10 protein-coding genes are annotated in these 12,887 nt (G+C 64.5%); 8 read left to right on the forward strand and 2 right to left on the reverse strand.

What is annotated here, in order from left to right; genetic code table 11:
- Positions 1–41: 41 nt before the first annotated feature.
- The 5 genes from KF759_RS12845 (at position 42) to KF759_RS12865 (ending at position 3,615) form a co-directional block, all read left to right on the forward strand.
- A complete protein-coding gene (locus tag KF759_RS12845) occupies positions 42–710 on the forward strand; it encodes an alpha/beta hydrolase (protein ID WP_291226143.1) in 669 nt (222 codons plus the stop codon).
- Entirely contained in the window at positions 707–1,804 is a 1,098-nt protein-coding gene (gene zapE / locus KF759_RS12850) for a cell division protein ZapE (protein ID WP_291226144.1), read from the forward strand. Before KF759_RS12845 ends, zapE begins: the two co-directional genes overlap by 4 nt.
- A 58-nt stretch (positions 1,805–1,862) precedes the next feature.
- Positions 1,863–2,690 (forward strand): NADPH-dependent 7-cyano-7-deazaguanine reductase QueF, encoded by an 828-nt coding sequence (gene queF, locus KF759_RS12855; protein ID WP_291226146.1) that lies wholly within the window; start codon positions 1,863–1,865, stop codon positions 2,688–2,690.
- Between the two features lie 100 nt (positions 2,691–2,790).
- Positions 2,791–3,114 (forward strand): LysM peptidoglycan-binding domain-containing protein, encoded by a 324-nt coding sequence (locus KF759_RS12860; RefSeq protein ID WP_291226148.1) that lies wholly within the window; start codon positions 2,791–2,793, stop codon positions 3,112–3,114.
- Between the two features lie 15 nt (positions 3,115–3,129).
- Positions 3,130–3,615, forward strand: a complete 486-nt coding sequence (locus tag KF759_RS12865) for a hypothetical protein (RefSeq protein ID WP_291226150.1) — start codon at positions 3,130–3,132, stop codon at positions 3,613–3,615.
- Positions 3,616–3,706: 91 nt separating this feature from the next.
- On the opposite strand, the gene KF759_RS12870 is transcribed toward KF759_RS12865, so the two are convergent.
- Complete coding sequence (locus tag KF759_RS12870; protein WP_291226152.1) at positions 3,707–4,654, reverse strand: DegV family protein; 948 nt, start codon at positions 4,652–4,654, stop codon at positions 3,707–3,709.
- 227 nt (positions 4,655–4,881) lie between these two features.
- Between KF759_RS12870 and KF759_RS12875 the strand changes: the two genes are divergently transcribed.
- Positions 4,882–7,113 carry an NADP-dependent isocitrate dehydrogenase gene (locus KF759_RS12875; RefSeq protein ID WP_291226154.1) on the forward strand — a complete coding sequence of 744 codons (2,232 nt, stop codon included), beginning with the start codon at positions 4,882–4,884 and terminating at the stop codon, positions 7,111–7,113.
- Between the two features lie 67 nt (positions 7,114–7,180).
- Here KF759_RS12875 and KF759_RS12880 read toward each other — a convergent pair whose 3' ends face one another.
- Positions 7,181–9,892 carry a tetratricopeptide repeat protein gene (locus tag KF759_RS12880; RefSeq protein WP_291226156.1) on the reverse strand — a complete coding sequence of 904 codons (2,712 nt, stop codon included), beginning with the start codon at positions 9,890–9,892 and terminating at the stop codon, positions 7,181–7,183.
- Between the two features lie 287 nt (positions 9,893–10,179).
- Between KF759_RS12880 and KF759_RS12885 the strand changes: the two genes are divergently transcribed.
- Positions 10,180–11,805, forward strand: coding sequence for a hypothetical protein (locus KF759_RS12885; protein WP_291226158.1), 1,626 nt, complete (start codon positions 10,180–10,182; stop codon positions 11,803–11,805).
- Between the two features lie 140 nt (positions 11,806–11,945).
- Positions 11,946–12,440: a DUF6326 family protein gene (locus tag KF759_RS12890; protein WP_291226159.1), complete on the forward strand. Its 495-nt coding sequence runs from the start codon at positions 11,946–11,948 to the stop codon at positions 12,438–12,440.
- Positions 12,441–12,887: the final 447 nt, after the last annotated feature.

A 12,887-nucleotide genomic window follows, 5' to 3' on the forward strand; every position in this document is an offset into this window, starting at 1 on the left:
TTCGCCCCGGGCCGCAAGGTCGGCCAAGGTATGATGCCGGCATGACTCCCGCCTTGCCCGTGCCGGCCTTCGCCACCGGTTCGCTGCTGTTGCCCGGCCCCGCCGGCGCAATCGAGATGGCCTGCGCCTTGCCTGAGCCCGCGCAGGCGCGGCGTGGCATGGCGATCGTCGCGCATCCGCATCCGCTGCATGGCGGCACCATGCACAACAAGGTGGTCACGGTCTGCGAGCGCGCCCTGCTCGAGCTGGGCCTGGCCACGGTGCGCTTCAACTTCCGGGGTGTCGGTCAAAGCGAAGGCGTGCATGACGACGGCATCGGCGAAACCGAGGATTTGCTTGCCGTTGCCGCATGGTTGCGTGCGCAGCGCCCCGGTGACGCGCTGTGGCTGGCGGGGTTTTCCTTCGGCAGCTACGTGACCTTGCGGGCAGCGCCGCGACTGTCGCCGGCACAGGTGATCCTGATCGCACCGCCGGTCGGGCGCTGGGATTTCAGCCAGATCCAGGCACCGGGCTGCCCGTGGCTGGTAGTGCAGGGCGAAGACGACGAAGTCGTCGACGCGCCCGCCGTGCTGGCCTGGGCGCGCGCGCAGCAGCCAGCCCCGAACGTGATCGCGATCCCCGATACCGGGCATTTCTTCCACCGCCGCCTGGTCGACCTGCGCGGCGCGCTGCGCAATGCGCTGGCGCCGCACGCCCCGCCGCACGCATGAATCCGGCACGCGGGACGGCACCGAGCGAGCGTTATGCCCGCGGCGTCGCTGACGGCCACTGGCATGAAGACCCCGCGCAGCACGCGGTGCTGGCCGAGCTCGATCGCCTCTGGCTCGCACTCGGGCAGCCGACTTCGAGGTCGTTGTGGTCGCGCCTGCGCGGCGCGCACGCACAGACTCTGCGCGGCCTTTACCTGTGGGGTCGCGTGGGTCGCGGCAAGACCTTCCTCAGCGAATTGCTGTTCGACGCACTGATCACGCCGCACAAGCAGCGCATCCATTTCCACCGCTTCATGCAGGACATCCACGCGCGTCTGCGCGCGCTCGAGGGCAGGCGCGATCCGCTGGTCGAGGTCGCCGAGGAGCTGGCTGCGCACTTGCGCATTCTCGTACTCGACGAGTTCGTGGTCGGCGACATCGGCGATGCGATGATCCTGGGCAATTTGCTGCGCGCCCTGTTCGAGCGTGGCGTGGTTCTGGTCACGACCTCGAACACGCCGCCCGCCGAGCTCTACCACGATGGCCTGCAGCGCGAACGCTTCCTGCCGGCGATCGCGCTGATCGAGCAGCACTGCACGGTGGTGGAGCTGGCATCGCCCACCGACTGGCGCCTGCGCACGCTCAAACAGGCGCCGGTCTACTACTGGCCACCCGATGCCGCCGCCGCACAGGCGTTGGCGCAGGCCTTCGAACGCATTGCCCACGCGCCGGTGCGCCGCGATTTCAATCTGATCGTCAACGATCGCGCAATCGCCACCCGCGCCGAGGCGGCGGGTGTGGTCTGGTTCGACTTCGCCGCCCTGTGCGAAGGTCCGCGCGGCGTGGCCGACTACATCGAGCTCGCCACCACCTACCACACGATTTTCGTCGCCAACGTTCCGCAGTTCACGCCGCAGACCGAGGACGCGGCGCGTCGCTTCATCGAATTCGTCGACGAGATCTACGATCGTGGCGTCAACCTCGTGCTGTCGGCGGCGACGCCGATCGTCGAGCTCTACGATGGCGCGCGCCTGCGCGCCGAGTTCGCGCGCACCGAATCGCGCCTGATCGAGATGCAGAGCGAGGAGTACCTCGCCGGCGAACACAACGCCTGATGCCGCGAGCTTGCGCGCGGCGATTGCACGACGGCCCGGTCTGGCCGACGATCACACCATGACTTCGAACAATCACGGCCCGCTGGGCACGCACAGCGACTATCCGCGTCATTACGATCCCGGCCTGTTGTTCCCGATCGAGCGCGCGCTCGGCCGCGCCGAACTGGGCCTGGTCGAGACGGTCCCCTTGCCGTTCCACGGCGTCGATCTGTGGAATGCCTACGAGTTGTCGTGGCTCGACCGCCGCGGCAAACCGATGGTGGCGATCGCCACCTTGCGTGTTCCCGCGTCATCGCCGCGACTGGTCGAGTCCAAATCGCTCAAGCTCTACCTCAACAGCTTCAATCAGGAACGTCTCGACGATGCGGCCAGCTTGCAGGCGCGATTGGTCGAAGATCTCTCCCGCGCGTGTGGCGCCGCGGTGACGGTCGAACTGCGCGGCAGCGATGCGTTTGCGCGGCAGCAGTTGAACGAGCTCGATGGCGAGTGCATCGATTCGATGGAACTGGACATCCGCGACTACGGGCCACCACAACCGCATCATCTGCGCTGCGGCGGAGGTGAGGTCAGTCAGGTCCTGGTTTCGCACCTGCTCAAGTCCAATTGTCCAGTCACCGGCCAGCCCGATTGGGCCAGCGTGCAGCTGAGTTACAGTGGCGCAGCGATCGATCGCGCGGGTCTGCTGCGCTATCTGGTGTCCTTCCGCGACCACGCCGGTTTTCACGAGCAATGCGTCGAGCGCATTTTCGTCGACGTGCAGCGTCAATGCGCGCCGCGCCGTCTGAGCGTCTACGCGCGCTATACGCGGCGCGGTGGTCTCGACATCAATCCCTGGCGCAGCAGCGAACCGGGATTGCCCGCCAATCCGCGCGGTGCACGCCAGTGAGGCGTAGCCTTTTGTAACGATTGCCCGTCGACGGACTCATTGCCGGTTAAGCGGCTTGGCGTCTAATGTGCAGTTCCTGCAGCAACCCGAGGAGTCGAAGATGGCCAACCCGCCAGGAAAACCGGATTTCTCCAACGTGCAGGGCGGCAGCGCCTCCTCTGCGCCGCCCCCCGCAGCCAAGGCCGATTTCGGCAACGTACAGGCCGGCTCGGCCAGCACGGCGCCCGCGCCGGCAGCCACACCCGAGCAAACCTACACGGTCGCCAAGGGCGACACGCTGTCGAAGATTTCCAAGCACTTCTACGGCAGCGCCAACCACTGGAACGAGATCTTCCAAGCCAATCGTGACCAGCTTTCCAACCCTGACCTCATCAAGCCCGGTCAGGTGCTCAAGATCCCTGCTGCCAAAGCCAAGAACCCCTAATTCGGAGCATTCGCAATGACCCAGACACGCACACCCTTTGCCCTCGTCGCCCTCACCGCCGCGCTTGCGCTCGCCGCCTGCGGCAAGAAGGAACAACCGGCGCCAGCACCTGCGCCTGCTCCGGCCCCGGCGCCTGCCGCAGCACCTGCTCCGGCACCCGCTCCGGCGCCCGCGCCCGTTGCGGTGGCATCGGTCGATCTGGGCACCGCGGTCGATGGCGCTCAGAAGGTCACCACGCCAGCCACGGAGTTTGGCGCCAAGGACACGATCTACGCCGCCGTTTCGACCACCGGCAGCGCCACCAACGCCGTGCTCAATGCGAAGTGGACGTTCCAGGATGGCCAGACCGTCAACGAGTCGAGCCAGACGATCGCGCCCAATGGCCCGGCCACGACCACCTTCCACATCAGCAAGCCCGATGGCTGGCCGGTCGGCAATTACAAAGTCGAGATCATGCTCGACGGCAAGTCGGTGGCGAGCAAGGAGTTCGCGGTGAAGTAAGCACCACCCGCGTCGCGCAGCAGTCGCGGCGGCAGTCAGCAAGAAGGCGCGGAGCGATCCGCGCCTTTTTCCTTGCCGGCGTGACCGTCGGCTACTGCATCGAGAACTCGTGTTCTTCGGCGGCGAAGCCGACGACCACCGCGCCGGTGCCGACGTTGACCATGCCGGTGACGCTCATCTGGCTTTCGAACATTTCCACTCCGTGCTCGACACAGGTTCGGCGCAGCTCTGCGTAACCGGGCAGGCTCGCCAGCTCGGCAAGATTGCCGCCATAGCTCACGCACAGCACCGGCGTCAGCAGCCCGGCGCGCACGCGCCGGGCGGCATGCCCGAACAGGACTTCGCAGCCATGTTCGAAGCCGCGCACCTTGGCGACGGGTCCGGTCTCGCCGCGCAGGGCACGCAGCACCGGCTTGATGTCGAGCGCGGTGCCGAGCGTGGCCGAAAACCAGCTCACGCTGCGATCGCCGCGTTTTTGCGTGCGTGCGCGCAAGTAATGCAGATCACGCGGCAGCATGTAGCCATAGGTCTGGCGCGCGAGCATCTCCAGCCGCTCGCGGATCTGGCCGGGATTGGCACCGGCATTGCGCATGCGCACTGCCTCGACCGCAGTAATGCCCTGTGCGGCGAACAGGTTTTCGGTGTCGATCACGCGCATCAGGAACGGTCCGGGCACGCCGGCTGCCTGGCGGATTGCGCGGTAGTCCTTGAGGATCGAAAAGCTGGCCTTGCTGGCGTTGGCGAAAATGCCGCTGCGTGTGGCGATGATGGTGAGGCAGAACACGCAGTCGTAGTCGATCACCAGGCGCTCGAGGAACAGCGTGCTGATCTCCTCGACCGAGCACGGTTCGGTTTCTCCGGCATGACTGCGCGCACCGAGGTTCTCGTCGAGGAAGCGACGGAAACTTTCAGGATCGCGCTGGTCGAGCAAGGTCACGCCGTCCAGATGTACGCGAATCGGCAACACGATCAGGTCGTGCTGGCGGGTGTATTCGACCGGCAGATCGCATGCCGCGTCGATGACGATGCCTATGCGCATGGCACCCCTGTGTGTCTGCCTCGACGGCCACAAGCTAGCACCGTTTCGGCGTGAATTTTTTTGCGATGCAGCGTGCGGCCATGCAAGCTTGCGCGCCACCCGCGGGACCGACTTTGCCTGCTGTGCCGAAACCGCGACAATGAGCGGTTCCGCGCGCGGCAGCTGCATGGTCCCGGCAGCACGCGCCGCAACCACCATTCCCTCGAAGACCGCACAGGCAGACTCCCATGTCCGACACGCCCACGATCATCTACACGCTTACCGACGAGGCGCCCTATCTGGCGACCCAATCGCTGCTGCCCATCGTGCAGGCATTCGCCGCCACCGCCGGCATCAAGGTCGAAACCCGAGACATCTCGCTCGCTGCCCGCATCCTCGCCCAGTTTCCCGATCGGCTCGAAGTGGCGCAGCGCTGCAGCGATGACCTGGCCGAGCTCGGTCAACTCGCGACCACGCCAGCGGCCAACATCATCAAGCTGCCCAACATCAGCGCTTCCGTGCCCCAGCTCAAGGCCGCGATCAAGGAACTGCAGGCTCGCGGCCTGGCCCTGCCCGACTATCCCGATGAACCCGCCAACGACGAGGAAAGGGCGATCAAGACGCGCTATGACAAGACCAAGGGCAGTGCGGTCAATCCGGTGCTGCGCGAAGGCAATTCCGACCGCCGCGCGCCGGCCTCGGTGAAGCAGTACGCGCGCAAGCACCCGCACCGCATGGGTGCCTGGGATGCCGCCTCGAAAACCCACGTTGCGAGCATGGACGGCGGTGATTTCTACGCCAGCGAGCGGTCGGCGGTGGTCGATGCGCCAACCACGGTGCGCATCGAATGGTTCGGTGCCGACGGCTCGCAGCGCGTGCTCAAGGAAAAAACCCCGCTGCTGGCCGGCGAGATCATCGATGCCGCCGTGATGAGCCGCAGCGCACTCGCGGCTTTCGTGCGTGCGCAGATCGAGGACGCCAAGGCGCAGGGCGTGCTGTTCTCGCTGCACCTCAAGGCGACCATGATGAAGGTCTCCGACCCGATCATGTTCGGCGTGGTGGTCAGCGAGTTCTACAAGCCGGTGCTGGAGAAGCACGCGGGCGTGCTCGACGAGATCGGGTTTGATCCCGACAACGGCATCGGCGACCTGTACACACGCATCGCAGCGCTGCCCGTGGCCCAGCGCGATGCGATCGCGGCCGACATCAGCGCGCTGTATGCGCAGCGGCCGGCCTTGGCGATGGTCAATTCCGACAAGGGCATCACCAACCTGCATGTGCCCAGCGACGTCATCGTCGACGCCTCGATGCCGGCGATGATCCGTGACTCGGGTCGCATGTGGAATCCGCAGGGCCAATTGCAGGACACCAAGGCGGTGATTCCCGACCGCAGCTACGCCGGGCTGTATCGCGCGGTGATCGATGACTGCAAGGCACATGGCGCCTTCGATCCGGCGACGATGGGCAGCGTGCCCAATGTCGGCCTGATGGCGCAGGCGGCCGAGGAATATGGCTCGCACGACAAGACCTTCCAGATCGCCGCGGCCGGCGTGGTCAAGATCAGCGATGCCGCCGGGGCCGTGCTGCTCGAACAGCCGGTGCAGGCGGGCGACATCTTTCGCATGTGCCAGACCAAGGACGCACCGGTGCAGGACTGGGTCAAGCTCGCGGTCAGCCGTGCGCGCCTGTCCAACACGCCGGCGGTGTTCTGGCTCGATCCCGAGCGCGCCCACGATCGCGCGCTCAAGACCAAGGTCGAGCGTTATCTCAAGGACCATGACACCAATGGCCTCGACATCCGCATCCTTGATCCGGTGGCAGCGACCCAACTCTCGCTGGCGCGCATCCGCAAGGGTCAGGACACGATCTCGGTCACCGGCAACGTGCTGCGCGACTACCTCACCGACCTGTTTCCGATCATGGAGCTGGGCACCAGCGCGAAGATGCTGTCGATCGTGCCGCTGATGGCGGGAGGCGGTCTGTTCGAAACCGGCGCCGGCGGCTCGGCGCCCAAGCATGTGCAGCAGTTCCTGGCCGAGGATTACCTGCGCTGGGATTCACTCGGCGAGTTCCTTGCCCTGGCTGCTTCGCTCGAACATCTGGCCAACCGCTATTCGAGCAAGGATGCCGCGGTACTCGCTCGTACGCTCGACGCAGCCAACGGCAAGATCCTCGACAACAACAAGTCGCCGGCACGCAAGGTCGGCGAGCTCGACAATCGCGGCAGCCATTTCTACCTCGCGCTGTACTGGGCGCAGGCCCTGGCCGCGCAGGACGAAGACGCCGCGCTCAAGGCGCGATTTGCGCCGCTGGCGCAGGCATTGGCCGACAACGAAGCCAGAATCATCGGCGAGCTCAACGGTGCGCAGGGCAAGCCGGTCGACATCGGCGGTTACTACCGCCCCGACCCGGGCAAGCTCGCGGCCGCGATGCGGCCCAGTCCCACCTTCAACGCCGCGCTGGCGTCGTTGGCCGGCTGACACGCTCGGGCCTGGATAATGCTGGGGCGCCGCCGTAGAGCCCCTGTTTCCGGCCCGGGCCATAGCGTCAGTTGCGCTCGCCAAGCGCCACCTTCGCCGCCTCGATGAGGCGGCTGTCGGAAGCGTCGTGGCCAGCGAGACGGGTAGCACCTTCCCGTAGCAGTGGCGCCGCGCGCTCGAGATCGCCGCGCTGGGCGTGGATCAGACCGCGCAGCACGTCGATGCGTAGTGGCCACAGACCGTCAGCCTGCACCGATTCGAGCGCTTTCGTGTCGAGACCGTCGATGAGTCTGGACGCCGTGTCGAGCGCGTGCGCGTCGACCAGCGCAGCCGCCAGCCAGTACGCTGTCGCCTGGCTTTGCGGATTGACCGCCGAAAGTTGCGCGACGAGCCGGTGGTACGCCTGCTCCAGGCGTGGCACGGCTTCCCGGGTTTGGCCGTTCTCGTAGAACGCTTGGCCGAGGTTGGCGAGCGAAATGTTGGTGAAATTGTGGTCGTCGCCGAACTTGGCGCGCAGCCCGTCGTAGGCACGCTGGCCGTAATCGATCGCCTTCGGCCAGTCACGGCGTTGCATCGCCACGGAATACAGATCACCCAGGATCATGAGGTTGCGCGTGTGTTGACCACCCAGCATGCGTACGATCGGTCCTTGCGCTTCGAGCAATTGCGCTTCGGCCTTGTCGAGATGCCCATCCAGCGTCCAGGTTCGCGCCACCAAGGCACGCGTGAATGCGGCGAGCAGACCGTTACTTTCTTCGCGCGTGCGGATGTCAGTGATCAGCGACTCGCCTTCGTGGCGCGCATCCTGAAGCCTGCCGGTTTGCGTGAGCGCACCGATCAGGTCCATGCGCAGCGAGTCGAGGAGGTCGGTATTACCAGGTTCGGTCGAGCGCAGCGCAGCAATCGCCTGTTGGTAGGCGGGAACTGCCGCACCGTAGTCGCCCTGATTCAGCGCGTAGGCCGCGCGCGCGGCGGCCAGCAGATGGATTCGCTTCGGGTCGAGTGAGTTGCCCACTGCCAGCGCCAGCGCGTCGATCTGCGCCTTGGACTCGCCGAACTTAGACATGCGCGTGAGCAGGCGGGCCAGCAGCGCGCGAGCGCGCAAGGTATCGAGCGCGTCGTCGCCCAACTGCTGCCGGTACAGGGTAAGCGCGCGACGGGCCTCGTCTTCGGCTTCCGGCAACAGTTCGATGGTGCCGAAGAGGGCGGCGAGGCTGCTGCGGATCGAGGCCTCGGTCAGCGGTTGTGCGGCGAAGCGCTTGCCGATGCGGTTGTGCGCGGCGAGCAGAACATCGCGCAACGAAGCGTTCTGGCCCTTGGCCAGCACGAGCGGGTTTGAGCGGCCGATCAAATCTTCGTTGAGGAAGCGGTTGATTGCTGAAGCGCGCTGCAGCTGGCTTTGCGCGTCGTAGCGGGCATCGAGCGCTGAGCGGTAGAGCAGCAGCACGGCGAGCAGGCCACAGAGTAGGGTCCCCAGCAGCGCGACGAGGTATGGGCGGCGCGCGCGACTGCGGGCGAGCGCCATCCGTGCGCGGCGCGCTTCGGCTTCGTGTACCTGCGCCACGCGCGCAGCCTCGCGCCGCGTGTCACCTGCGCGCAAGCGCGCCGCGAATTCGGCAGCGCTGGCGAGGCGGTGGTGCGGGTCGCCGTCAGTCGCCGCACCGATGTCCTCTTGCAGGAGCGCGTCATCTATGTCTCGCTCCCAGCCCGGCGTCATCGGTCGCGCGAGGTCGCCAGCGAGTAACTGGTAGAGCAGGATCCCAAGCGCGAACACGTCGGCCTGTGCGGTCGGTGACTGCCCAGAGAAGGCCTCCGGCGCAAGGTACAGTGGCGTGCCCGAGTTCGAGTCGGCGACGATACTCCGCGTGATGGTGAGGTCGAACTGGGTAATGCCCAGGTCGTCCAACCGCGCCGGGTCGATCAGGCGGCCACTGCCGAAATCGGTGAGGCGCACGTGCCAGCCTTCGCGTTCGCGCGAGACGAGCACGTTGGCGGGCTTGAGGTCCTTGTGCAGCACCCCGACTGCATGCGCAGTGGCGACTGCGTCAATGATCTGCAGGAACAACGTAATGCGCTCGTGCGCAGGCATCGCGGCGAGATGCTCGCGCGACCAATCCAGAAGATTTTCGCCACCGTAACCGCATTCGAGGAAAAACGGCGGTTGTTCGAAGTTCCAGTCGACGAGCTCGACGAAGCCTGCATCGTTGCCGGCGCTTTCATGCAGTACCCGCAGCAGCGTCGCCTCGCGCTTGAGCGCGCGTAATGGTTTGCCGCCGCCAGCGAACTTGAAGACACGCAACGCATGCGTACGCGGCTGTTCGGCCAGCCAGACCTCGCCGTCGCGGCGCGACCCGAGCTGGCGGCGCAGCACGAAGTGGTTGCGCCCGGGCACGGTGTCGCCCGCAGCAAGTTCGAGGTGGCTAACGATGCGGTTGCTGACCGCAGTGCGCAACACCGGTCCGACCAGCCGATAGCCGACGCGAGCCTGTGTAATCAACTGCTCGGCATTGCTCTCGCCGAGCGCCCGCCGCAGCTTGACAATGGCATTGGGAAGGACCTTGTCGACCGTGATGCGCCCGGCCCATACCTCGCGTAGCAGCTCCTCCTTCGTCACCACCTCGTCGGCGTGACGCAGCAGATGGAGGAGTACCCCAAGCGCACGGTTCTCGACCTCGATCCGCAGACCTGACACACGTAGCTCGAATTTGCTCTCGTCGAATTCGGCACTGCCGAAGCGATAGAGGTAACAGTGCGAATCAGGGCGTTCGGGATCTCGCATACGGTCGCAGGATGGAATCGTTGGCAAACGGACCCGGCGCGCGGGGATACGACGGGGCCGCAGCCTACCCGAACGGTGGCATGCATGCTGCCGAATTCGTGAGAGCGGTTGTGAAATCGCCAGGCGTTGACGATCCGTTACCAAACCGTGGTGCCGATGTGTCCCGCCAAGCATCGCTTTCGCCTACGCTCCGCCGCCCCGCTGTGAACAACTTGTCGTCGCGCGGTGATGCGGCGTGACCCATGCGCCGATGTCGCATTCTCAATTGCCATCAAGGAGCCACCAAGATGAATGAACGCCCCGCCCTACTGAGTCTTGCAGTCGCCATGGCAGTCGTCGCCGGATCGCCTGTCGGCGCACAAACCGTCTCTTGGCGAGCCGTGATTGGCGTCAATCCTGGAGTCGCAGGGCCCGGTCTGCCGGGCACCGCGCGCAGCTATAGTGACGTCATCCTCGGTGACGCCGGTACCGGTCACGTCGGCGTGCGCATGACCATGTCGGGCGCCTCTGGCTACTGGGCTTTTCGGCAGGGTACTTGGGCGCAATATCTGAAGAACGGCGTTACCGGCGCACTCGGCCCGGGCCGCACGGGCGGCGAAAGCACACACGTGTTCCTCGACTACAAGACCGGTTACGGTGCGGCCGGTTTCGACGGCCAGCGCGTGTTCGTCGCCAAGGCGGGCGATCCGAACAACATCGTAAGTGCAACCTGGGGCGTGTGGCGCTGGGACCAACAGAAAAACGTAGAGATAGTGCGCGCGCTCACGGACGGCGCGCTCGGCCCGGGCATGGGCTCGGACTGGACCTACGCCCAGAACGTGTCCTTCGGCGTCCTGCCGATGAACGGCGGCAGGGTGCTCGTCAATGCCGATGTGACCTCGCCGACCGGACTGGTCAATCGCTTGCTCGTGCAGGCACTGCCGGGTCAGGTAAACCAACCGTGCATGATGCGCAACGCGATCACGCGTGATCTGGCGCCTAATCTCAGCACTGGTGACATGTTCAATACGGCATGGGACGTGGGCTCGCTGGCAGTGACGCCGGGAAATCGGGTCTACGGAGCGTTCTCCGCCAGTAGCGGCTCCGGAATCTGGGAAGTGTGTGGCGGCGCGCCCCGGCCGCTCGCGGCGAGTGGTCGAACTGGAACGCTCGGTCCCGATATCGGTATTCCCACAGCGACGTTTTCCGGAAATTTTGGCGCCCCGAGACCCGGCGTGGAAAATCATGTCAACTTCTTCGCCAGCTACCGCCCGGCTGCAGGCGAGTCCAGTCGCACGGCCCTGTTCTGGAACGATGGTGCGGGAAATCGCCCGCTGGCGATGAACGATGCAGCCGGCGCCTTCGGACCGCACTGGCTCGACGCGACATGGAGCTCGTTCGATACCGGCTCACTGACCTCTGCCGGTGAGTGGAGCGCGTTCATTGCGACTGTGCGCACCGGCGACGGCGGCACACCGGACGGTTTGTGGCGCGTCAAGGCAGGTGAAGCGCCTGAGCTGGTCGCGCTGTTCGGCCTTGCCGGCGCGTATGGCCCAGAGCCAGGAAGTACATGGTCGAGCATGCGCGCACATGCAGTCCTGTCCAATGGCGACATCCTTGCTTTCGCGCGCACCAATCAAAACAGTGAATACGCATTATGGTTACTCAAGCGTGGCGCCGCGCCACGTCGCATCCTCGCCGCTGGGCAAAGTGTATTGATTCCGACAGCGTCGGGGGTCGTCGTCGATACAGTGGCGAGCTTCGACATTGACGATTCCGGTCCCGCGCTCTACGGTGGTGGCACGGACTCGTGGATCGGCGCCGACGGCAGCGTGCTCGTGCAGATCAATGCGGCAACCCACGGCAATGTTCGTGCCACGGCGATTCCTTCTAACCCCGTCGACCTCATCTTCAGGAACGGCTTCGACAACTGAGAGGCGACCGCTTTCACGAGAGCAGCCAGAAATGGAGCCGCGCCGTCGGCTGAAGCCGGCTTTTCGTTCAATTACGAACGGCACTCCACTTCGATCCTGGTGTTGCTTACGCTGTCGATCATCAAGGTGAATCAAGCCATATGTCCGAACTTGAAAATATTGCAATTCCTACAAAGGTCAAGCTCAGCGTGCTTTGGACATGTACGGTCCTGTGCTACCTGTACTGCGACTACTTTGAGCTTTACGTTCCAGGAAAGCTACGTGATTTGCTTAATGGGCAGGTCGGCCCATTCGGGGAAGTCACTCAAGCCAACCTGCTAGGTATGGGGATAATGCTCATTGTTCCATGTCTAATGGTTGCGGCGAGCATTTTCCTCAGATCTGACTTATGTCGTTGGCTCAACATCTTGATTGCAACTGCCTACACTGCCCTCATGGGCCTCATCGCGGTGACGGTAACCTGGTATTTTTACAAGATATACGCTGTCGCAGAGATTGCCCTGACCTTGGCTATCGTGTTTACTGCTTGGAGGTGGCCACGCCAATCGGCGACCACCGAGTATAGTGTTCAAGCGCGACTTTCCACCCCGATGCGAGGCGAGGGTGCGCCGTCCGCCAATCGGCCACCCAAGTGATTGAGGCGTGCAAAAGGTGGCGTCGGAATGCTGCGCTTGGGCGCTTCGGAAGAATCAAGGGTGGCGGATTCAACTCCGAAGTGCACCACTACGCTGAAGGACGCCTCGAGTTTCGCTTGAGGCGTGCAATATCCTAACAGGGTGCTGAAAAACCCACGCGGTAGAGATTTCAGTCGAAATTGCATCACCGTCGCACTTGTCGTGATCAATAAAATCAGTGTCTTGCAATAACCGACTGCTTCGTTTTTTTGTGGATTGAGTCAGAAATCGACTTTTTCAGCACCCTGTTAACAAGTCGCTGCAGCCGACCGTCATCCCGCTACGCGGGCTGTCGGCGGCTGAGCTCCGGCGTTATACGGCAAGGAGGATTCATGGGTCATTCAAGCGAAGTGAAGCAAAAGCGGATCGCGGTAAAGTCTCTTGTCGTTTCGATCGTGACAGCATTTT

The organism is Dokdonella sp., from assembly GCF_019634815.1.
Taxonomy (GTDB): domain Bacteria; phylum Pseudomonadota; class Gammaproteobacteria; order Xanthomonadales; family Rhodanobacteraceae; genus Dokdonella_A.